Raw genomic sequence first — 22373 nt, forward strand, 5'->3', positions numbered from 1 at the left:
ACCCCGGCAGGCCCGCCGAACGGGCCTGCCGCCCCGGAAAGGAAGCAACCATGACCAACCCCTTCGAGAACCCCGACGGCACCTACCGGGTCCTGGTCAACGACGAGGGCCAGCACTCTCTGTGGCCCGACTTCGCCGACGTGCCCGCCGGCTGGGCCACCCTCTTCGGCCCCGAGGGACGGGCCGCCTGCCTGGAGTACATCGAGCGCGAGTGGACCGACCTGCGTCCCAAGAGCCTCGTGCAGGCCATGGGCGAGTGACACGGACGAAAAGGAACACGCACGTGAGCAGCCTCGACATGACGCAGGCACCGTACTCCCCGGCGAGCGCCGACGGCACGGTGCGGTGCGACGCCCGCACCCTGGCCCGGCTGGGCCATGTGGCGGCGGAACTGCTGGACCAGGCGGGCGACCGGGTCGACGACCCGGCATGGGTGGCCCTCGCCCGGCACGCCTGGGAGGAGGTACCCGCAGAACTGCGGCGCACGGTGCGGGAGTTCCGCAGGCATTCCGGCCCCGACGGCGCCCTCGTCCTCCGGAGTCTCCCCGTCGCCGCCGCGCACCTGCCGCCGACCCCCATGGTGAGGGGATCGGTCCAGCACACCCCGTCCCTCCCGGCGGCCACGCTGCTGCTGTTCGCGGCCGGACTCGGCGACCCGGCCGCGTTCGCCGCGGAGAAGTCCGGTGCCCTGGTCCAGGACGTGGTGCCGGTGCCCGGCGAGGAGGAGGTCCAGGGCAACGTGGGCTCGGTCGAACTCACCTTCCACACGGAGAACGCCTTCCACCGCCACCGGCCCGACTACGTCATGCTGCTGTGCCTGCGGTCCGACCACGAGGGCGTGGCGGAACTGCGCACCAGCTGCGCACGGCGCGTCCTGCCGCTGCTCACGCCCCGCACCCGCGAGGCGCTCGGCAGGCCCGAATACGTGACCGAGGCGCCGCCGTCCTTCCGCCGGACCGGCGAGGGCGCCGCGCACGCGGTGCTCACCGGGGACCCGGACGACCCCGACTGGTGCTTCGACGAGGCGGCCACCAAGGCGGTGACCCCCGAGGGCCGGGCCGCCCTCGCCGAACTGGCCGAGGTGGCGCACCGGACGTACACCGGGGTGCTGCTGCACCCCGGCGACCTCGCCGTCGCCGACAACCGCGTCACCCTGCACGGCCGCTCGGCGTTCAGCCCGCGCTACGACGGCCGTGACCGCTGGCTGCAGCGGACGTTCGCGTTCAGCGACCTGCGCCGCTCCCGCGACCACCGCCCCGGTGACGGAACGGTGCTGGTCAAGTGACACCTCAAGCGACATCGGCCCCTTACGCGCTACGAGAACCGATGAAAGGTACGCACTGACATGACCGAGACCGCCCGGACGCCCCTCGCGGTGTTCGAACGTCACGAGTCGAACGTACGCAGCTACTGCCGCGACTTCCCGGTGGTCTTCGAACGAGCCGCCGGACACCATCTGTGGGACACCTCCGGGCGCCGCTACATCGACCTGCTGTGCGGGGCCGGATCGCTCAACTACGGCCACAACCCACCCGCGATCGTCGAGAGGGTGATGGCCTACCTCACGGCCGGGGGCCCGGTGCAGTCCCTGGACCTGCACACCGCCGCCAAGGCCGACTTCCTGGAGCGGTTCACGAGCCTCGTCCTGGAACCCCGCGGGCTCGGCGACCACGTGACGCAGTTCCCCGGACCGGCCGGAACCCTGGCGGTCGAAGCCGCCCTGAAGCTGGCCCGCAAGGTCACCGGACGCACCGAGGTGATCGCCTTCACCGGAGGCTTCCACGGCGCGTCCCTGGGAGCCCTCGCCGCCACGACCTCACCGCTGCTGCGCGGCGCGGCCGGTGTCCCGCTGACCGACGTCACCATCCTCCCGTACGGCGATGCCCACGACGCGGTCGCCGCCCTGGAACGCGCCGGGGCCGCCGACACGCCCGCAGCGATCCTGCTGGAGGCGGTCCAGGGCGAGGGCGGACTCCACACGGCGCCCCGCCCCTGGCTGGCCCGTATCCGCGAACTCGCCGACACCACCGGTGCGTTGGTGATCGTCGACGACATCCAGGCGGGCTGCGGACGCACCGGTACCTTCTTCAGCTTCGAGGACACCCCCGAACTCCGCCCCGACCTGGTCTGCCTGTCGAAGTCCCTCAGCGGAATGGGGCTACCGATGGCGGCGCTGTTGATCCGGCGCGAGATCGACCGTTGGGCCCCCGGCGAGCACAACGGCACGTTCCGTGGCCACAACCTCGCCTTCGTGGCGGGCGCCGCGGCACTGGACCACTGGACCGAGCCGCACTTCACCGACCACGTCGCCGAACTGACCGCAGCGATCCGCACCAGCCTGGCGAGCATCACCGACGCCCTCCCGGTGGGTGCCGCCCAAGTCGTCGGCAAGGGAGCGATGAGCGGACTGCGATTCCCCGCCCCCGGAACGGCCGAGCGGATACGGGAGGCGTTGTTCCGCGCCGGCATCGTCGCCGAGACCTCGGGGTCGGGGCATGTACTGAAGCTCCTGCCACCCCTGACGATTCCCCTCACCGATTGGAAGGACGTGGCGGACACCCTGGGCGACACCGTCCAGGTACTCGCCACGGCGTAGTCGCCCGACGCCCTGGGGACGAGCCGAGCGGCCGCGGCCGTCCCCGGGACCGAAGGCGCGTTCAGCCCCGGAATGTCGCGGCCCTCGGCGAGTTCGCCAGCCGTACCCCGGCCGTGGCCGACCTCGTGCTGGTGCGCGGCAACCTGCCGACGTCCGGGGTGGCCGGCGAGCAGGCCCCCAGGCGGCGGTCGCCCGCCGGCCGCTCGCAGAGGCCGGTCAGGCTCGGTCCCGTGAACCCCCACATCCGGAACCGGATCACGGCCGGTGCTTCCCTGATGATTGAGTGAGTTCAAGGGACTCACAGGGGTGGAAGATGGACGAGTGGTGGCTGGTGTTCGTGCCGGATCCGGAGCGGTGGGAGCCGCTGCCGGAGGAGGGGGTGCTGGGGTGGGGGTCCGTGACTTGCCGGCCGCGGTGGCCGCGGTGGGGCTTCAGCCGGGCGATCCGGTTTTTGTACGGCCTGATTTCGTGGTCGATCCCGAGCTGCTGGAATTCGTACGCTCCCCGGAATTCCACCCGCTGGAGCGGGAAACTCGGCGGAATTACGCACTGGATATCCGGCTGTTGCTGACTTGGTTGTGGCGACGCGGGATACCGTGGCGGCAAGCGACCGAGGCCGACTTGCGCGCGTACAGGGAATTTCGGTGTGACTCGCCACTCAACCCAAGCCGAATCAGCGGGGCGAAGTGGGATCGGGAAGCGCCGGCTTTCACACGGCTCTACCGGTGGGCGAAGGTCACGCCGCTGCCGGTAGACAGCAAGCGCCGGACAGACCGCGCAGCGGACGCCCGCAGCTCGCGAGTGTCGTGGCTGACACCACGAACTTGGGGTCTCTGGCAGGACGTGGGCCTTCGCGGCCTCGGTCCCGACGGGACACCGGTGCCGGGCTGGGACGCGCGGACCGAACTTCGGAACACCTCGTTCGTCGGGTTCACCCTAAGCTCGGGACTGCGGCGGCAGGAATCCAGCGCCATGTTGACGTTCGAAGTGCCGTCCCGACCGCTGCGCTCGGGCCGCTACTGCCACGGGGAGGTGGCCCGAGCGCTGTCCCGGTCGAAGCGAGACCGGACCTTCTACGCGTCGGTCGATTCATTGCGCCAGGTCAGCGCCTACGCTGAGTCGGAGCGGGCCTGGGCAGTCGAACGGGCCCAGGTCCAGGGACGCTACGAGAAGTTGCCGCTGATGCGGCTGATCACGAAGGTCACGACGGGCCGCACCCCGACGGTCCACTGGGTCGACCGCGACGGCGTCCAAGGCCGATATGACCTGAACCTGCTCGACTGGCGCGAGCAGCAGTGGCTGTTCGTCGAGGGGCCACAGGGCCCGGAGCCGGCGTGGTTGTGGCTGACCGAGCAGGGCCTGCCCATGCTGCCGGACCGCTGGAACACTGTGTTCCGGCAGGCCAACCAACGGTGCGAGCAGGCTCTGCTGACTCCGCAGGAGCGGGAGACATCCCGGCTGCTGCGGGTCGCGGAGATCCGGGGGAAGGTCCCGTACGCGACGCCCCATTCCATGCGTCACTCGATGGCGCTCTACATGTTGATCCTGCTCAACGAGTTGATGGACAAGAAGTACGGGCTGACCGCCGCGGACCGGCGCGACTTCGCCCAGCTCTACGGCGACCCGTGGTGGCTGGTGAAGACCCTGTTGGGGCACAAGGACGTTGAGACGACGAAGGAGCACTACCTCAACCCTCGGGAATTGCATCAGACGGGCGAGAAGTCGCAGGCCGCCTGCTCGTGGAGGGAGTCTGGCGGACTCCGACACTACTACGACCTAACAGCTTGACCAGGCATGTTGCCAACGTTTTCCCGTCTGATGCATGATCTGCCCTCCAGAAGGGATGGTCTGGAGTGGTGCATCAGCAGAAGGTGGCCCTGGCGGGGTCGGCATACCTGGAACTCGTCTCCGGGGTGGTTCAACTGCGTCCCGAGGACGCGATGTTCGACGCGATGTTGCGGGGCTGGCGGGCCCAGCAGAAGTCGCGGGGGCTGAAAGACGAGACGATCGACCCGAGGGAACGGCTGATCCGCCGGTTCCTTGATTTCGCGAACGAGTACCCGTGGCAGTGGACGCCGGCCCACATGGACGAGTGGTCGGCCTCCCTGACGAGCGAGAAGCACCTGGCGCCATCCACGGTCCGCAGCTACCAGGGCACGGTTCGACTGTTCACCGAACTCCTCATCGACGCCCGCTACGGCTGGGGCCCGGCATGCGAAGAAGCCTTTGGCGCTTATCCGGTGGCCATCGCTCACGAGTGGAACACCCTCCCTCACCTGCAGGACTACGAGGGCGACCCGGAAGCGAGGCCGTTCACCCGAGAAGAACTGCAGCGGTTCCTCGACTACGCCGACGACCAGGTCGCACGCGCGGTGAAGTCCAAGCGCAAGGGAGCCCTCGCCGCCTACCGGGACGCCACCCTCTTCAAGGTCATCTACGGGTGGGGACTTCGCCGGACCGAGACGTCCAAGCTGGATCTGGTCGACTTCGGGCGGAACCCGAAGGCCCGCCAGTTCGGCCGGTACGGCACACTCAACGTCCGCTATGGCAAGGCGAAGAAGGGGCAGCCGCCGCGGCGGCGGAACGTGCTGTCGGTGATGGGCTGGGCTGTCGAAGCGGTCGCCGACTACGTCGAGAACGTCCGGCCGCGGTTCGGGTTCCCCGATCATCCGGCACTGTGGATCACCGAACGCGGGGGACGCCTGCAACCCAGTTCCATCAACGACCGGTTCGAGGCATACCGCGACGCCCTAAAGCTCCCGAAAGACCTAGTTCCACACTCAATCCGCCATTCATATGTCACACATTTGACCGAAGACGGAGTAGATAGGCGATTTATTCAACAGCAAGTCGGTCACGAGTGCGATAGCTCCACGGCCATCTACACGAACCCTCGGGAATTGCATCAGATGGGCGAGGAATCGCAGGTCGCGAAGTCAGGGAGGGGCCTGACGAGGACTCCATCCTTCTACAACTTAGCGGTCTGATCTGGGAGTTTGGCGATCAGATCCCATCTGATGCAGGATTTGCCCTCTGAAGGGGAGGGTGAAAGTGGGTCTACAGCGACGCGCCGACCTGGCTGGGGCGGCTCATCTGGAGCTGGTTTCCGGGGTGGTCCAGCTGCGTCCGCAGGACGCGATGGTCGAGGCGATGGTGCGGGGCTGGCGGGCCCAGCAGGCTGCTCGCGGGCTCCGCGAGGACACGGTCATCGCCCGGGAACGGCTCGTACGCCGGTTCCTGGAGTACACCAACGAATACCCGTGGGCCTGGACGCCGGGGCATGTGGACGAGTGGTCGCTCTGGCTGACCAGCGAGAATCACCTCGCGCCGTCCACGATCCGCAGCTACCAGGGCAGTCTGCGCCTGTTCAGCGAGTTCCTGATCGATGGCCGCTACGGCTGGGCGGTGGCCTGCGAGGACGCCTTCGGCACACACCCGGTGGCCATCTGCCACGAGTGGAACACCATCGCCCACCTCAACGACTACGAGGGCAGTCCGGAGGCGAGGCCGTTCACCCGCGAGGAGATTCAGCGCTTCCTCGACTACGCCGATGGCCAGGTCGACCGGGCGGTACGGGCCAAGCGCAAGGGGGCCCTCGCCGCCTACCGGGACGCCACGCTTTTCAAGGTCATCTACGGGTGGGGACTGCGCCGCACCGAGGCGGCCAAACTCGACCTGGTGGACTTCGGCCGCAACGCCTCGGCCCCACACTTCGGCCGGTATGGCACGCTCAACGTCCGCTACGGCAAGGCCAAGAAGGGCCAGCCTCCCCGGCGCCGGAACGTACTGTCGGTGATGGACTGGGCGGTGGAGGCGGTCGCCGACTACGTGGAGAACGTGCGGCCAAGGTTCGGCTACGAGGACCATCCCGCGCTCTGGGTGACCGAACGGGGTGGCCGGATTAAGCCAGCGGAGATCAACGCCCGGTTCGTCGCCTATCGCGACGCGTTGAAGCTCCCGAAGCAACTCGTCGTCCACTCCGCTCGCCACGCCTACGTCACCCACCTCACGGAGGGCGGGGTTGACCGGCGGTTTCTGCAGCAGCAAGTCGGTCACGAGAATGACAGCTCCACCGCCATCTACACCCACGTCAGCGACGACTTCATGAACACGATGCTCCACAAGGCACTTGCTCCCGCGCTCGCCCTGATCCCCGCAGACAAGGACCGCTGATGGCCGCGAAGCTCGACTACCACTGGCGCCTGCGCAAGGTCATGGCCGACCGCGGACTCTTCTCCACCACCGACCTCATCCCGCTACTGGACGAACGCGGCATCACCCTGTCGTCCAGCCAGGTCTACCGGCTCGTCGTCGAGCGCCCCGAACGACTCAGCCTGAAGATCCTCATGGCCCTGCTCGACATCCTCAACTGCACCATGGACGACCTCATCGAGCCCACCGCCGCAGCAGGTGCCGCAACAACTGCCCGGACAAAGACGGCCGTTGGTGCCGAAGCAGGCGTCGGTGGCCTGCGACCCAAGCGAGCCCGCATCCGCGGTCTCGAGCGGCCGTGACCACACCCGGGCACCCCGATCGGGCCGTCACCGACCCGATCGGGCTCATCGCGGACCTGGTCGCGGCCGTCGAACATCACCTGGAGCCTGACCGGATCCGTGCCGCGGTCGCCAGCGTCGCGGGCGGCCGCTCGAAGTCACGCCGCCTCACGGCACATCTCGCTGAGCATCCCCGCGTGCTGAACGACGGTCGCTCGCCGGCGCCCAGGGCCGTCGGCGACCTGCTCATCGCCCTGCGTGAGGCCGGAGCCCAGGCCATCTCGCCGCCGTGTTGCGCCGAATGCGGCAGGCAGATGCGAACTCTCCAGCGCCGCGGCCAGGACTGGTACTGCTGGAATTGCGGGCCGCAGCCGGAGCCGTGTGCTGCCTGCGGAAACGCCCGCCGGGTCGCTTCACGCGACCGGGCCGGGCGGCCACGATGCGGCAAGTGCCCGGACACCGACGGACGCGACCCCGTCGCAGTGATCGGCGCCCTGATCGCTGAACTGGACCCGCAGGCCCGACGGGAGACGGTCGCCGACGCGGTCCGTCGATCGGCGCCTCGTCCCTCCTACCAGCAGAAACTTGCCTGGGCCCTGGAATCCCACGCAGCCCTGCTGACCGGGGACGGTCACCTCGCACCCCACCGCGCGATCCTCAAACTGATCGACCTGCTGCACGAGGCCGGCGTCACCGGGATCGTCCGGCCGTCCTGCCCCGGCTGCAACAGAGTCGTACGCATCGACAAACCCCTCGATGGACAGCGGGTCTGCCGCATGTGCATCTCCCACTCCCGCATCGAGGAGTGCTCGGGATGCGGAGCCCGCCGAGAGCCCGCCACCCGCGAGGCCCAAGGCCGGCCAGTGTGTCCGAACTGCCTGGTCAGCGACCCGGCGAACCTGGAGACCTGCATCAACTGCGGCCGACGAAAGGTCGTGAAAACCCGCACGCCGGACGGCCCGCTCTGCTCGAGCACGGTCACATGCGCGCGGTCCTCGACGCCCGGACCTCCACCGGCTACGGCGACCGCGGCCGTCCCGGCGTCCACGGCGTCCTCGATATCGAGACGGTGCGTGCGGCCGCCGACACCGCCGCGAGCCTGTTGGGCCGGACCGCAGCCGGGGAGAAGATCTCCGGCCAGGCGGCCCGACGCGCTCTCACTGGAGCCCTCAAAGCCCCGCGCTTCGAAGGAACCTTGACCACCCGACAGGCCGCCACGAAGGCCGCGAAGTTCCTCGCGCGTGACGGGATCGTCCTGTTCGACAACCCCGACTCGTTCCTGATCTGCGCTTTCAAGCGAGATACGGCCCTGTGTGACCCGGAACCGGGGGCGACCGCCCCCAACCAGTTCGCCTCCGGGCCGGGCAACTCGTCCTGGCCGCCGCCGTCCTCACCCGCCGACACGGCACGCAAGGGCCACCTGCGGCCCTACCCGACAACGTCATCCCGATGCCCGGGCTGGAGCACTGACCGACCGAAACCGGACGGAGTCGAGCGGAAACCATGCAATCGGTTACCCGCGAAGTTCCACAAATCCAGGAGTTCCGCGTGACGGTACGTAGTGAGTGTTTGGAGCCTCAAAGTACCAGGTCAAAGGCTGTCTAAGGGGCTCACGAAAGCCTGGACCGCACGCGAGCCCGACGACTGGAGCGCGTTCATGCGCTTCGCCGAGGACGAAGAGCGGTTGGGAGACCTGCTGCACCCACCCCGTTCCGCCGAGGGCTTTCGTGCCTGGGCGAAGGAGCAGGCCGCTGCCAAGTCCGATGGCGACTGCTTCGGGTTGGCAATCGAAGCCGTCGGCACGGGGAAAATAGTCGGTGCTGTCGGCTCGCATCATGCTGATCCACGTGCAGGCTGGTTCGAGTACGGCGTCACGATGGGCGCTGATCATCGGCGCAAAGGCTACGCGGCAGAAGCCGTGGTGATGCTACTGCGCTACATGTTCGCCGAGCGGCGCTTTCAGAGGCTGCGACGGGATCTATCCGACTATTGGTAGGGGCCGATATTCAGGAGGTCGATCTGTTCCTGTCCTTGTGGCCCCTCCATTGCCCCTGACGCTCCTTGAAAGCCCGCCCCATACGGCATACCGGACGTCGCTCCAGCTCAGCGGGCAGGTTGAACCATGGTGCAGCGAATTCTCACTTGGGGCACATGCGCGAACGTTCGCACGTGGGCGACCTCTCGCCGGTACCGACGGCGTTGGTAATGCGGCTCAGGCGGGGAAGGAGGAGCGGGCGTGGTAGCCGTAGTCAGCGAGCAACGAAACACCGTTGACTGTCCGGGACTTCGGCGATGCCAAGGTCAGTACGAGCCAGCCGATGTCCTGCGGGGTGCTCACCGGGTAGTCCACCCCGGAGAAGGACTCGACGCCCATGCCGTCGCGTGCCATCGGTGTGTCCACGATAGACGGGCAGACGCTGTTGACCCGGATGCCGTGCGGCTCGTGCAGTTCGGCCGAAAGCGCACGGGTCAGCTGGGCCACCGCACCCTTGGACGCGTTGTAGGCGAGCATCCCGGGGGCGGTGACGAAACCGGAATCGCTGCCAATGAGGGTGTAGGTCGGATTCACGCCCTTCTTGAGGAGCGGCAGCGTGAGCTTGACGGACAGGAAGGCGCCCAGGACGTTGACGCGCTGGACTTCGAGGAATTCGTCCGCTGGTACCTGGTCAACAGGATCGCCGAGCGTTCCCGCGATGCCGGCGCTGTTGACAGCATGGTCGATCCCGCCGAGTTCGGCCACGATCGTGTCAACGGCCTGCTGCAGCGAATCCTCGTCCGCGACATCGCCGACGGATCCGACGATCTTCGCTTCGGGGTGGGCCGTGCGGAGGGTTTTGAGGGCGGAGTCCAGCCGTTCCGCCGAGCGCCCGATGATGCCGACGCGGGCTTGCTCGCCGGCGAAGAGGTCCGCGGCGGCCAGGCCGATGCCCGAGGTGCCGCCGGTGATGAGGACGTTTCGACCCTTGAATCCCAGGTCCATTCGTGAGTTCCGATCTGTTCGGGAATGATGATGCGGATTGGGCGGCAACCTGAACTCAGGCCGCGCTGCCGTGGACCTGTCGTCCTTCGAAGTAGGTCGCCAGTACCTGCGTCTGGTGGATGGTGTTCGGTTCGATGTCGAACAGGTTGTGGTTGAGCACGATGAAGTCCGCTGACCGCCCCGGCTGGATGGTGCCGATCTTGTCGCCGAGCCCCATCGCCTTGGCCGGGTTGCGGGTGAAGACGGCGATGGCTTCGGGCAAGGAGAGTCGCTGGGTGGGGTTGAGCTCTCCGGGCACGGCCGGGTCCGGGTTCGCGCGTGTGACGAGTGTTTCGATGCCGAGCCACGGATTCGGCAGCGGCACGATGGGCCAGTCCGAGCCGGCGGCAAGCAGCGCGCCGCTGTCCAGGAGGTCCCGGCAGGGAAAACTGCGCTCGAACGTCGCACCAGGAACCTGGTTGGCGCAGCTGTCCTGGATCACGCTCGGGAACCAGATGTAGGGGGAGGCGTCCGCGACGGCTCCGAGCGGGGCGAACCGTGGGATGTCCTCCGGGTCGACGTACACGACGTGTGCGATGTGGAAGATCGGGCCGTCGCCGCGGGTCTTGCGGACCGTTTCGATCGCGTCGAGTGCGAGCCGCACCGAGCCGTCTCCGCCGCAATGGAGCTTCGCGCCGAGGCCGAGCTCACAGCACCGCTCAAGCTCCTTCACGACGTCGTCGAGCGACCAATAGGGCTCGCCCTTGAAGTCGGGGTCCTCGTGGCCTCCGTGACAGATGTAGGGAGACAGCATCGCCGACGTGCGGGTCATGGGCACGCCGTCGAGGAACAGCTTGATGAAGTCGGGCCGGACGTGGGTGCGGCGGTGGTTCCCGGCGACGGCATAGAGCTCTTCACCGATGGCGCCTTCTTCGAAGAACGGGCGGGATGGAAGGGATCCGACGACCCAGGCGGTCAGCTCACGCCTGTCGTCGAGGTCGGCCAGCGCGCGCAGGTTGGGTTCGAGGATCCCGGCGTCCTGAGCGGCGGTGATGCCGTAGGAGTTCACCATCCGCAGGGCGGTCTGGAATGCGACCCGTAGCCGTTCCTCCGGATTCTCGATGGAGGCTGCCATGGCGTCTTCGGCCACTTTGGACGCCAGCTCCTGCAGGACGCCGGTGAGCTCGCCATTTGCGTCGAGGACGTATTTGCCGCCCTCCGGGTCCGGGGTGTCTTTCTCAACGCCGATGATCTCGAGCGCGCGGGAATTGATCCAGCGATTGTGCCAGGACTCGTCCCGCAGGAGCACCGGGTGGCCCGCACCCGCCTCGTCAAGAGCCTGGAGGAAGCCACCCTTGGCGGCGGTCTCCAGGATGGGGCTGCCGATCGCGCCTCCGACGACCCATTCTCCGGGCGCCGAGGAGACAGCTCGCTCGCGAACCTTGGCCAGGATTTCGTCGAGCGTGTCCGTGGGCAGCAAGCTCAGTTCCCAGGCGGCCTGCATGCCGCCGGAGCCGAGGTGGGTGTGGACGTCGCACAGTCCGGGCATGACCATGCGCCCATCGACGTCGACAACTTCGGTTTCGGAGGTGGACAGGGCGCCGATGTCGGCGGCATTCCCGACGGCGATGATTTCACCGTCGGCCACAGCGAACGCCTCGGCCCATTCCCGGTTCAGGTCGCAGGTGTAGACGACGGCATTGGTGACGATCAGATCCGCGTGCTGGCGCATGGTGGTGCCTCCGGAGGGGAAAGGGCCGAACAGGAGCGGGGTGGCACGGTGAGAGCGACGAACTCCGCCGCGAGGTCTACGACCAATGGCCGCACGTGCTGGAGTACGAAATCGGAGGTCTCGTCGCCGAGCCGGTCGGCGGCCCAGGCCAGGTAGGTCAGGCCCCGCGCGAGCAGCAGGGGGCGCCAGAGCCCGAGGTCTTCCTGGGTGAGTGGGCGGACGCTTTGGTATCCGGCCAGCAGGGCCGAGACGATGTCGTCGAACCGGGGGTGTGGGCGGTAGAAGAACGCCGCGGTCGCCAGGTCGAACAGGTAGTAGCCGTCCCCGCTGTCGTCGAAGTCGATGACGGTCATGTGCCCGTTGTGGACGAGCACGTTCTCCGGGGTGAAGTCGGCGTGGATCGGCCCGTACCGGTCAGGCGCTTTGCCATACGTGGTCAGCTCGGCTTCGAGTAGTGACATCGCTTGGTCGACGGCGTCGTGACCCCGTGCGCCGTCGTGGAACGCGCGGCGGGGATCGCCCCACACGGGCGCGTCACCGACCAGGCCACCCGCGTCCCACGCAGCTCGTACTGACGGCTTTCCGCGCTTGAGCGAGGCCACCTTGGTGTGCAGATCGGCAACGAGAGCGCCGAGCGCATGGAAGGTGGCTGGGTCGATCGGAACCTCACCGCTGAAGGCTTCCCCGACGTCGCCGAGGGGTACCGCGCCAGACACCCATTCCAGCATGTCCACCTGGTGAACGTGCCCGTCGTCGTCGGCGACCCGACAGAAGGTCGCGCCCGCGGCCGTGAGGCAAACCTGCGGAACAGCTACGCCGGCCTTACCCAGCTCGGCCAGAAGCTCGAGCTCCTCCACGATCTCGGCATCCGTGCGGTACCCGCTGCGGTGCAGCCGCAAGGCGTAGGCGCGGCCCGGCTGGTCGACCCGGAACACGTAGTTCTCGCGGTACTTCACGAAGGTCAGCACCGCGCCCTTGTCGGCGTCGTAGTGGGGCAGCGCGCGGGCCGCGACCCGCTTCGCGGCGTCGAGATCGGCGATCATGTGTCCGGTTTGGTCCTTTCTTCATCATGGATCAAGGAGGCGTGAGCCCGTGGCAAGCCCGCGCCTACGCGTCCGGGCCCGCCGTCGCGCTGGGCGCCTTGAGCGAGCCGTCGTCGTGGACGATGCGCCCGCCGACATGGGTGCGCATGACCTGCGTCGACGGCAGCGCGTCGAGGTCGCAGGTGATGGGGTTGCGGTCGAGGATCGCCAGGTCGGCGTGGTTTCCCGGAGCCAGGGATCCGATGCCGTCCCAGCCGAGGACCTTGGCGCCGTTGGCTGTCCACATCTGGAAGGCCTCGGCGCGGGAGACGACTTGCCCCGGCCCGGCGTTGGATCGACCGCTGGGGAACATCTCGTGGGTGACGGCGAGCTTCATCTGTTCGAAGGGGTTGGTGGGGCCCCAGTCCATGCCCGCGGCGACCGTCAGGCCGCCGTCGATGAGGTGGCGGAGCGGATTCAGCAGGGGGAGCACTTCGGGGCCGATCCGCTCGGCATACATGTCGCCCTTGCCGAAGGTGAAGCTCATGCTGGCGGTCATGTCGAAGCCGAGCTCGGCGTAGCGCTGGGCCTGATCTTCGCGGATCAGGATGCCGTGCTGGAGAAGCCAGCCCGTGCGGTCGAGGTTGTGCTTGCGCATGACCTCGGCCGTCAAGGCGATGTGCTCGTCGTGCTCGTCCGGGCTCCCGGCGCACACGTTCAGCCGCAGCCCGCGCTCGGCGCAGAACTCATACGCGGCGCGAAGATTCTCTTCGCTCATCCAGCGGTTCCCGGTGGTCCGCTCGCCCCAGGCATCGCGGTATCCCGCCTTCCACGGCATCATGCCCGAGTTGCACGGCCCGTGGACACAGGCCGTGATCCCGTCGATGCGGAACCAGTCGTCGTCGAGGGTGCGCATGGCGAGCACGGTCTCGAGGGTCGCCCGCAGCTCGTCGGGCGATTTCTTCCGGTCCGAGGGCAACGTGCCCGGCTCGAGTTCCGGCGCCACCTGGACCCGAAGGTTGAGCACGTCCATAGCGCGCATGCCGCGGTAGGCCTCGACATGGGAGAGGTCCATCCCGTGGCCCTCGTAGATCGTGGTGATGCCGAACGCGTTGTAGCCGGCCATCGCCCGCGTGAAGGCCGGGGGCACCAGGTCGGGCTGGAACAGCGGCGGCATCCGCTCCTGCAGTTGCAAGAAAAACGGGTCGAAGTTGTAGTAGTTGGTGACGGCGCCACGCAGGATGCCGGTGGGGGCGCCCTGGTCGTCCTTCTCGATCCATACGTGGGACACCTGGTCCGGTGTGGACGGGTCGATCCCGACGGCGGCGAGTGCCGCGGAGTTCAAGGCGCAGATGTTCGGCAGCACCGGCGCCCAGGCTTGGATCATGACGGGATGGTCGCTCGTGGCGCGGTCGAGGACGTGGCGGTCGGGCAGGGCGCCTTCAGCGAGGTCACGGTAGGACCTGCGGTTGAAGTAGTGCGGTTCCCCGACAGGGGTGGTCCTGATCCACTCGCCCTTCGGGGTCTGCGCCGCCTTCCGGCGGATCGCTTCGACGATCTCGTCGTGGTTGCGCGCCTGGGAGAGGTCGACCAGGGGTGCCTTGAAAGTAGTGAAGTGCAACAGGTGCGGGTGGGTGTCGACGAGGCCGGGAATGACCGTGGCGCCGTCCAGGCTCAGGCGCTCGGTTTGTGGATCCGCGGCGCGCAGCACCTCCTCGCTGGAGCCCACGGCAGCCACGCGGCCGTCCCGGACCAGGATCGCCTCGGCGGTCTCACCCGCGTCCAGCAGTACCTCGCCGTGGGTGTAGACGATGTCGGCCTGTCCATTGTTCGATCCGTTGCCCATGGGCTGCCCTTCCTCGCGGATTCGATGTCAGCTGGCAAATGAGTACGACTCGTTGGTTCGTTCCTTGCCTGTCAGCCGCGCCCACACTGCGGAGCCGGCCATACCGGTCAGACAACGTCGTGGTGATGGAACCGAAGTCCTGCGACCTCTCGGCCTCTTTGACGGTCGTGAGCGGGTCTGTCCGCGGAAGTGTGGCGCAAACGATGTTTACAGGCGTACCGTTCAACGTCAAGGCATAGCGTACGCGAACTTTCCGGTCCGTTCAGAAATACGTCCGGAGCCGTCGGGCCTTCGGTGCGTCGGCGCCCTGCTCGACGTGACCGAGGACTGGAGATGTGTCGACGCTGGCTGTACTAGTAGTTAGATATGTGTACGGTTAGTTCAGACTCTAGCTCGGCTGACAGGAGACGTCATGACCACCGGGAGTACGTGGGCAGCGCGGGCGCTGATGGCCCGTCGGAAGGCGGTGGTGGGGCGGCACTCGCCCATGTTCTACGACGAACCGCTCCACGTGGTGTCCGGACAGGGAGTCTGGCTACGCGGCACGGATGGGATCGACTACCTCGACGCCTACAACAACGTTCCCCATGTCGGGCACTGCAACCCGGCCGTCGTCCGGGCGATCGCCGACCAGGCCGCGCTGCTCAACGTGCACACGCGCTACCTGCACGAGCCCGTAGTGGAGTACGCCGAGGCGCTTCTGGCGACCTTCGACCCCCACTTGGACAAGGTGCTGTTCACCAACAGCGGATCGGAGTCCAACGAACTGGCACTCCGGATCGCGCGCCAGCACACGGGCAACACGGGCATCGTGGTCACGGACTTCAGCTACCACGGCAACACCACGAGCCTGGCCGAACTCACCACCGGCCTTCGCGTCAAGGAGCGGCTCGGCCCTCACGTCCGTGCGCTGCGCACCCCGGACCTCGACGCGGACGAGCGGCCCGCGAAGGACGTACTTGACGAAGCTTTGGATCAGGTCGCTGCCGCGTTGGCGTCGCTGAAGGCAGCCGGACATGGCGTTTCGGCTTTCCTGTTCGACCCGCTGTTCTCAACAGAAGGACTCCTTCGTACGCCGCCGGGCTACGTCGAAGCCGTGGCGACCATGATCCGTGCGGCGGGCGGCCTGGTCATCGCGGACGAGGTGCAGTCCGGGCTAGGAAGGTCCGGCACGCGGTTCTGGGGCCACGAGCTGTACGACATCGCGCCCGACCTGGTGACCTTGGGGAAACCGCTGGGCAACGGTCATCCAGTGGGCGGCGTGGTCACCACGACCGAACTGCTGGAGGAGTTCGGCACGGACAACCTCTACTTCAACACCTTCGCAGGCAATCCGGTCTCGGCCGCGGCGGGTCTGGCGGTTCTGCGGGAGATGGCCGACCGCGAGCTGCAGCGAAACGCATTGGACGTCGGTGCCCGTGCGCGCGAGCTCCTGGAGAAGCTGGTCGAGCACCGGCCCCACGTCAAAGCGGTGCGGGGGAAGGGACTCTTCTTCGGCCTGGAATTCGTCGATGACAACGGTCAGCCGGGAGCCGCGCAGGCGAAGTGGGTCGTCGAGAACATGCGCCGCCGTGGGGTCCTGATCAGCAGGATCGGCCCGCACGACAACGTTCTCAAGATCCGCCCACCGATGATCTTCGAACCGGAACATGTCGATCTGCTCGTCGATCGTCTCACCGCGAGCCTCGACGATCTGGAAACCACTGAAGCGCACGAGCACGCTGCATCGCCGGCGTCGGCCACCAGGAACGGAAGGAAAGCCAGAGTGAACTCTCCGCTTCGGACAGGGCTGTTCATCGACGGTAAATGGCGCTCGAATTCGAAGAAGTTCGACGTTCTGAGCCCGGCGGACGGGTCGCTCGCCGCCCGCGTCTCCGCCGGTGGGGAGTCCGACGTGGACGATGCGGTGCAGGCCGCCCGGCGTGCGCTCGCCGGCGAGTGGGCCGAAGTTCCGGGCGCCAGGCACGCTGCGCTGCTGAACCGCCTCGCGGACATGGTCGAACGGGACGCCGACACGCTGGCCCGTCTCGAAGCCCTGGACATCGGCAAACCGGTGGGCCAGCCCGCCGCGTTCGACGTGCCCAATACCATCGCGACGTTCCGGCATTTCGCCGGTTGGGCGGACAAGATCCAAGGCACGACAGTGCCGACCGCCGGTTACCAGGGTCGCCCGACACACTCCTACACGGTGCGTGAACCGATAGGCGTGATCGGCGCGATCATTCCCTGGAACACCCCGCTGATGATCGCCGCCTGGAAGCTGGGACCGGCGCTGGCGGCGGGAAACACCGTGGTAGTCAAACCCGCCGAAGACGCTCCGCTGTCGATCCTGCACCTCGCGGGACTCATCGAGGAGGCTGGATTCCCGCCCGGTGTCGTTAATGTCGTCCCTGGCTTTGGCGACGTGGCGGGAGCTGCCTTGGTGCGCCACCCAGGCGTTGACAAGATCAGTTTCACCGGCTCGCCGGAGGTCGGCCGGGAGATCCAGAAGGCCGCTGCCGACACCTTCAAACGGGTGACCCTGGAACTGGGCGGCAAGAGCCCACAGATCGTCCTGGAGGACGCCGATGTCGAGGCGGCGGTTCAAGGGATCGCCATGGGCCTGTTCTTCAACCAGGGCGAAGTGTGCGCAGCGGGAACGCGGATCCTGGTTCACCGGTCGCGCTACGAGCATGTCGTGTCGCTGCTGGCGGACGTGGCGAAGGCTCAGGTGGTGGGTGACCCGTTCGACCCGGACACCACGATGGGTGCGCTGATCAGCCGCGGACATCTGGATCGCGTCCTCAGCTATGTCGAGCGGGGTAAGGCCGAGGGTGCACGGCTCGTCGCGGGTGGCGGTCGCCCCTCGACGAAGGGATATTTCGTCGAGCCCACGATCTTCGCGGATGTCCGCAATGACTCCGCCATCGCCCGCGAGGAGATTTTCGGCCCGGTCGGCGCGGTGATGCCTTTCGATAATGTCGATGAGGCCGTTCGTATCGCCAACGAGACCGAGTACGGGCTCGCCGCCACCATCTGGACCCGCGATGTGAGTCTGGCGCACACGGTGGCGCGGCGGGTGCGCGCCGGGGTCGTCTGCGTCAACGGTTGGGGGGCCATCGACCCGGCCCTGCCCTGGGGCGGTATGAAGGACAGTGGCATTGGCCGGGAGCCGGGTTGGAGCGGCATCCTGGCCAATACCGAGGAGAAGGTCGTCACCGTTGTGCTCTGACCGATTCCGCGTGCTCCGCCCCGGTACCGTCGGACATCACCGGCCGGCGATGAAGTCGACATCGAAGGAGTCCCGTCGTGGCTGCCAAAGCCAAATCGGATGAGCGCTCGGCGCGGCCGTCGCTACGGGAGCGGAACCGGCTGAGGACGCGCCGGGAGCTGCTTGACGCAGCGCTGGAGGTCTTCGCCGAATCCGGGTACGGTTCGGCCACCGTCGAGAATATCGCCGCCCGAGCCGGCGCGTCCAAGGTGACGTTGTACAGCTATTTTCCGCAGGGCCGCGAACAGTTGTTCCGGGAGCTGTATGAGGAGATCAACAACGAGTTGATCGAGAAGGTCAGTGAGATCTTCGCCGGCGAAGGCGATCTCACCGACCGCGTGGTGGCCATGACGGACGCACTGCTCGAGATTGGTCAACGGCCTCTGATCGGCCGCTTCTACTCCATCGACGACCCGGCATTGGACGTTGCGCTGACGCCCGTGCGAGGCCACGCCTCCCATGTCTGCGCTGAACTGATCGCCGCGGATCTCGCTGCCGCACGCAAGGCCGGTTCGGTCACGACGAAGGCCACACCGGAGGCGATCAGCGAACTGTTGGTGGGGGCGACGCGCTCGGGCCTGTCCAAGGTAGCCCGGCAGCGCGCCAAGCCTGCCGACATCCTCGAGGCCATGCGTGCCCTCGTCAGCGGACTATGAGCACGGCTGGTCCTGACTGAAAAATGAGGTAGCCGCCGATCGCTCGGTCCCCCGAGCGATCGGCGCTGATTCCGAACGCGCCAAGGATGGGCCGTTCCGAACCACTGTGGCGCACGGCTACCTCACCCTGTCGCTGCTCATTCCGCTGTGGACCCAGCTCCTGGTGTAAGCGACGACACAACGAAGGTCAACTACGGGCTCGACAAGGTGCTTTCCCGCGCCCGTGCCAGCCGGAGCGCCGATCCGGCTGGCCGGTTCGATCGCGAAGGTCGAGGAAGTGGCCGTCGGCGGTGTGCAGATCACCGCCGACGTCGGGGTCGACATCCGAGATGGCGCCAAGCCGGCGTGCGTAGCGCAGCCCGTGTTCCGGTTCCACCGCTGAGCACCGTACGACAAGGGAGTCCTCATGATCTACCGCAGTCCCGAGCCAACCATTGAAGTTCCCGACGTCTCGCTCGCGGATCATGTCCTGGCGCGAGCCCGGGAGTTCGGCGACAAGGTCGCCCTGGTCGACGCGACCTCGAGTGAACGGCTGACCTACCGCGAACTCGTGGAGGGTGTCGACGCCGCGTCCGGGGCGCTGGCTCGGCTCGGCGTGCGACCCGGGCAGGTCGTCGCCGTGATGAGTCACAATCAACCCCGTTATCCGCTCGCGGTATACGCGGCGCTCGCGATCGGCGCCGCCGTCACTCCGATCAATCCGGTGCTCACCACCGGCGAACTGATCAAGCAGCTCGTCGGCTCGCAGGCAAGCGTCCTGATCACGTCGGAGGAAACGGCGGGGAAAGCGGCCGAGGCCGCTGACGCAGCGGGCATTGAGCTCCGGTTCGTCCTCGGCGAGGCGGAGGGCTTCCGGCCGTTCAGCGAACTGACCGGCTCCGGCGCCTCCCGTCCCCGGGTGGCCCTCGATCCCGCCACCGCGATCGCGGCCCTGCCGTTCTCCAGTGGCACGACCGGCCTGTCGAAGGGGGTGATGCTGACCCACCGCAACCTGGTCGCCAACCTCGAGCAGATCGCCGCCGGGTGGCCGGTTACCCAGGACGAGGTCCTCGCGGCTGCGTTGCCGTTCTTTCACATCTACGGGTTTACGATCATCCTCAACTCCGCGCTCAAAGCCGGTGCGACGGTCGTGACGCTGGCCCGCTACAGCCTTCCGGCGTACCTGAGGATGGTGCAGGAACACCGCGTGACCCGGGCGTTCCTGGCACCTCCGATGGTGCTGGGTCTGGCCACGGACGATGAGGTCGGCGGCTACGACCTGTCCTCACTGCGGTTGGCCATCTGTGGGGCGGCGCCCTTGGACGTGGACGTGACCGAACGCGCTGAACGACGGTTGGGCTGCCTGATCCGTCAGGGGTACGGCATGACCGAGGCCAGTCCCGGCACGAACTCGGTGCCTGATGCCGAGTTCGCGACGACCCCGGCGGGGTCGGTTGGGCGCCTGATGCCTTCCACTGAGGCCCGTCTGGTCGACCCGGTCACCGGCGACGACTGCGATCCTGGGCAGCCCGGCGAGCTGTGGATCCGCGGCCCACAGGTGATGGCCGGTTATCTGGACAATCCCGCGGCGACCGCCGAGACACTCGTCGCGGACGGTTGGCTGCGGACGGGCGACATCGTCAAGGTGGACGAGTCCGGCAACTTCTGGGTCGTTGACCGCTTGAAGGAACTGATCAAGTACAAGGGCTACCAGGTCGCGCCCGCGGAGCTGGAGTCGTTGTTGCTCACGCACCCCGAGGTGCGAGACGCTGCTGTGGTCGGCATGCCACATGCGGAAGGCGGCGAAGCTCCGAAGGCCTTCGTGGTCTCCTCGGCACCCCTGGACCCGGACGACCTGATGAAGTGGGTCGCGGAACGGGTGGCGCCGTACAAGAAGGTGCGGGCGGTGGAGTTCGTGTCGGAGGTCCCGCGTTCGGCCGCGGGGAAGATCCTCCGCCGGCTCCTCAAGTAGCGACCATGAAGACACCACACCGAGAGTCGGTCTTGTCTCGGTCCGCTCGCATCCTGGAGGCGTTCAGCCAGGAGGAGCCGGCGCTGACCGTCTCCGAGATCGCGCGCCGCGCCGGACTGCATGTGGCGACCGCCTCGCGATTGGTGGCGGAGATGGTAGGACACGGCTTTCTCAGCCGGGACGTCGACCGTCGGGTGCGGATCGGTGTGCGGCTGTGGGAGTTGGTGACACGGGCCTCGCCCACTTTGTCGTTGCGTGACACGGCGATGCCGTTCATGGAAGGCGTGCACGACGTCGTGGGCCATCATGTACAGTTCGGTGTTCTCGACGGGGAGGATGTCCTGTTCCTGGAACGGCTCTCGGCCCCCAACGCGGTGATCAACTACACCCGCATCGCTGGGCGTCTGTCCCTGCACGCATCCTCCAGCGGACTGGTGCTGCTGGCCTACGGCCCCACATCCCTGAAGGAAGCTGTCCTTTCGGGCCCGTTGATCGCCTACACGTCGGCCACTCCGGCCGTGCCCGCCCGGTTGCGTGCGCTCCTGGCCGAGGTCCGGCAGCAGGGATACGCCTATTGCCCCGGATACGTCCATCAAGAGGCTCTCGGAATCGCCGCTCCGGTACGCGGAGCCGAGGGTGCGGTGGTCGCGGCGCTGTCGGTCATCGTGCCCAACGAGTCGAGCGCCCATGCCGTCGTTCCCGTGGTCCGGACGGCTGCTCGGGGTATCTCCCGTGCCCTGAGCGCGCCCCCCACGGGGGAAAGCCGTCCTGACGGCAATGAGTCAGCCACATGACAATCGCAAGAAAGATGTCTCTCACTGAGTGAGAATTCCGTCGCGGTGCGATGGCGGCCACCCTCATTCTTCCTGCATGCCAGTGGTCGTGCAGAGCCTGCTTCCGACAGCCTCACAGCCCTCTCCCTCCACCGTGACGCTGGAGGTCCGTTCCAAGCACGTCGTCGCCGACGGCGTCGTGTCCCTCACCCTGGCCCACCCGGACGGCGTGCGGCTGCCGGACTGGACACCAGGCGCTCACATTGATGTGGTCCTGCCGGACGGGGGTGCCCGGCAGTACTCGCTGTGCGGCGACCGCTGGGATCCCTACAGCTACCGCATCGCCGTGTTGCGGGTACCTGAGGGGCGCGGGGGATCGGCGTACGTGCATGATCAGCTGGCACTGGGGGCCCGGGTAGGCGTGGGCGGGCCGCGGAACCACTTCCCGCTGGTGCCGGCGGAGCGGTATCTCTTCATCGCGGGCGGCATCGGGATCACACCGCTGCTTTCGATGCTCCGTCAGGCACAAATGACGGGCGCCGATTGGCAGTTGCTCTACGGAGGCCGCAGCCGTGCTTCGATGGCATTCCGTGAGGAGCTCACGGACGGCCACGGCCGGCGCGTACAGGTCGCTCCTCAGGACGAATGCGGTCTGCTGGACCTGGCCGCCTGGCTGAGCGAGCCTGCGCCGGGCACCAAGGTGTACTGCTGTGGGCCGGCCCCTTTGCTCGCCGCCGTCGAGCGGGCGTGCGCCGGCTGGCCGCCGTACAGCCTGCGCACCGAACGCTTCACCGCGGCCGCGGCGGACCCCGCGCGCCGTGCGCCGTTCCAGGTGGAACTGCGGCGCAGCGGCCAAACGGTGACCGTGACCCGGGAGACCTCCGTCCTCCAGACGGTGCGACAGGCGGGAGTCGAGGTGCTGTCCTCCTGCGAGCAGGGATCCTGCGGGACCTGCCTCACGCCGGTGCTGGAGGGCACGCCAGATCATCGGGACTCGGTTCTGGCCGATCACGAACGCGCGGCCAACGACTGCATGCTGCCGTGTGTTTCCCGCTCCCGCTCAGCGCGCCTGGTCCTGGACCTCTGAGCTGTGCC

The 22373-nt window shown here is 67.5% G+C and carries 19 protein-coding genes; 15 read left to right on the top strand and 4 right to left on the bottom strand.

Annotated features, from left to right (window positions below; all coding sequences use genetic code 11):
- The first annotated feature begins 50 nt into the window (after nucleotides 1-50).
- From OOK07_RS42440 to OOK07_RS42480, 9 genes are all read left to right on the top strand, one after another.
- Nucleotides 51-260: an MbtH family protein gene (locus tag OOK07_RS42440; RefSeq protein ID WP_266802544.1), complete on the top strand. Its 210-nt coding sequence runs from the start codon at nucleotides 51-53 to the stop codon at nucleotides 258-260.
- A 23-nt stretch (nucleotides 261-283) separates the two neighbouring features.
- Nucleotides 284-1285 carry a TauD/TfdA family dioxygenase gene (locus OOK07_RS42445; protein ID WP_266802546.1) on the top strand — a complete coding sequence of 334 codons (1002 nt, stop codon included), beginning with the start codon at nucleotides 284-286 and terminating at the stop codon, nucleotides 1283-1285.
- A gap of 60 nt (nucleotides 1286-1345) precedes the next feature.
- The gene (locus tag OOK07_RS42450) at nucleotides 1346-2596 is read left to right on the top strand and encodes a diaminobutyrate--2-oxoglutarate transaminase (protein WP_266802548.1); all 1251 of its coding nucleotides are present in this window, start codon (nucleotides 1346-1348) and stop codon (nucleotides 2594-2596) included.
- Nucleotides 2597-2983: 387 nt separating this feature from the next.
- The gene (locus tag OOK07_RS42455; protein ID WP_323183055.1) at nucleotides 2984-4384 is read left to right on the top strand and encodes a site-specific integrase; all 1401 of its coding nucleotides are present in this window, start codon (nucleotides 2984-2986) and stop codon (nucleotides 4382-4384) included.
- Between the two features lie 65 nt (nucleotides 4385-4449).
- Nucleotides 4450-5583, top strand: coding sequence for a tyrosine-type recombinase/integrase (locus OOK07_RS42460; protein ID WP_266802550.1), 1134 nt, complete (start codon nucleotides 4450-4452; stop codon nucleotides 5581-5583).
- 64 nt (nucleotides 5584-5647) lie between these two features.
- The gene (locus OOK07_RS42465; RefSeq protein ID WP_266802552.1) at nucleotides 5648-6769 is read left to right on the top strand and encodes a tyrosine-type recombinase/integrase; all 1122 of its coding nucleotides are present in this window, start codon (nucleotides 5648-5650) and stop codon (nucleotides 6767-6769) included.
- Complete coding sequence (locus OOK07_RS42470; protein WP_266802554.1) at nucleotides 6769-7110, top strand: helix-turn-helix domain-containing protein; 342 nt, start codon at nucleotides 6769-6771, stop codon at nucleotides 7108-7110. Before OOK07_RS42465 ends, OOK07_RS42470 begins: the two co-directional genes overlap by 1 nt.
- A 961-nt stretch (nucleotides 7111-8071) precedes the next feature.
- The gene (locus OOK07_RS42475; protein WP_266802556.1) at nucleotides 8072-8641 is read left to right on the top strand and encodes a hypothetical protein; all 570 of its coding nucleotides are present in this window, start codon (nucleotides 8072-8074) and stop codon (nucleotides 8639-8641) included.
- 9 nt (nucleotides 8642-8650) lie between these two features.
- On the top strand, nucleotides 8651-9085 hold the full coding sequence (locus tag OOK07_RS42480) for a GNAT family N-acetyltransferase (RefSeq protein ID WP_266802558.1): 435 nt from the start codon (nucleotides 8651-8653) through the stop codon (nucleotides 9083-9085).
- Between the two features lie 216 nt (nucleotides 9086-9301).
- Here OOK07_RS42480 and OOK07_RS42485 read toward each other — a convergent pair whose 3' ends face one another.
- The 4 genes from OOK07_RS42485 to OOK07_RS42500 all read right to left on the bottom strand — a co-directional run bounded on the left by OOK07_RS42485 (nucleotide 9302) and on the right by OOK07_RS42500 (nucleotide 14648).
- Nucleotides 9302-10117 (bottom strand): SDR family NAD(P)-dependent oxidoreductase, encoded by an 816-nt coding sequence (locus OOK07_RS42485; RefSeq protein WP_266802561.1) that lies wholly within the window; start codon nucleotides 10115-10117, stop codon nucleotides 9302-9304.
- Between the two features lie 7 nt (nucleotides 10118-10124).
- Nucleotides 10125-11780 (bottom strand): amidohydrolase, encoded by a 1656-nt coding sequence (locus OOK07_RS42490; protein ID WP_266802562.1) that lies wholly within the window; start codon nucleotides 11778-11780, stop codon nucleotides 10125-10127.
- Nucleotides 11759-12823: a phosphotransferase enzyme family protein gene (locus OOK07_RS42495; RefSeq protein WP_266802564.1), complete on the bottom strand. Its 1065-nt coding sequence runs from the start codon at nucleotides 12821-12823 to the stop codon at nucleotides 11759-11761. The genes OOK07_RS42490 and OOK07_RS42495 overlap by 22 nt, the downstream gene beginning before the upstream one ends.
- Before the next feature lie 64 nt (nucleotides 12824-12887).
- Nucleotides 12888-14648 carry an amidohydrolase gene (locus OOK07_RS42500; protein WP_266802565.1) on the bottom strand — a complete coding sequence of 587 codons (1761 nt, stop codon included), beginning with the start codon at nucleotides 14646-14648 and terminating at the stop codon, nucleotides 12888-12890.
- 412 nt (nucleotides 14649-15060) lie between these two features.
- On the opposite strand from OOK07_RS42500, the gene styD reads away from it, so the two are divergent.
- The 6 genes from styD (at nucleotide 15061) to OOK07_RS42530 (ending at nucleotide 22365) form a co-directional block, all read left to right on the top strand.
- Complete coding sequence (gene styD, locus OOK07_RS42505) at nucleotides 15061-17859, top strand: phenylacetaldehyde dehydrogenase StyD (RefSeq protein WP_266802567.1); 2799 nt, start codon at nucleotides 15061-15063, stop codon at nucleotides 17857-17859.
- A gap of 77 nt (nucleotides 17860-17936) precedes the next feature.
- A complete protein-coding gene (locus OOK07_RS42510; protein ID WP_266802569.1) occupies nucleotides 17937-18554 on the top strand; it encodes a TetR/AcrR family transcriptional regulator in 618 nt (205 codons plus the stop codon).
- 223 nt (nucleotides 18555-18777) lie between these two features.
- Complete coding sequence (locus OOK07_RS43950; protein ID WP_406313249.1) at nucleotides 18778-18936, top strand: hotdog family protein; 159 nt, start codon at nucleotides 18778-18780, stop codon at nucleotides 18934-18936.
- A gap of 24 nt (nucleotides 18937-18960) precedes the next feature.
- Nucleotides 18961-20505 (top strand): AMP-binding protein, encoded by a 1545-nt coding sequence (locus OOK07_RS42520; protein WP_266802571.1) that lies wholly within the window; start codon nucleotides 18961-18963, stop codon nucleotides 20503-20505.
- 32 nt (nucleotides 20506-20537) lie between these two features.
- On the top strand, nucleotides 20538-21299 hold the full coding sequence (locus OOK07_RS42525) for an IclR family transcriptional regulator (protein WP_266802573.1): 762 nt from the start codon (nucleotides 20538-20540) through the stop codon (nucleotides 21297-21299).
- 76 nt (nucleotides 21300-21375) lie between these two features.
- Nucleotides 21376-22365: a PDR/VanB family oxidoreductase gene (locus OOK07_RS42530; RefSeq protein ID WP_266802575.1), complete on the top strand. Its 990-nt coding sequence runs from the start codon at nucleotides 21376-21378 to the stop codon at nucleotides 22363-22365.
- The last annotated feature ends 8 nt before the right edge of the window (nucleotides 22366-22373 follow it).

This window comes from Streptomyces sp. NBC_00078 (assembly GCF_026343335.1).
Taxonomy (GTDB): domain Bacteria; phylum Actinomycetota; class Actinomycetes; order Streptomycetales; family Streptomycetaceae; genus Streptomyces.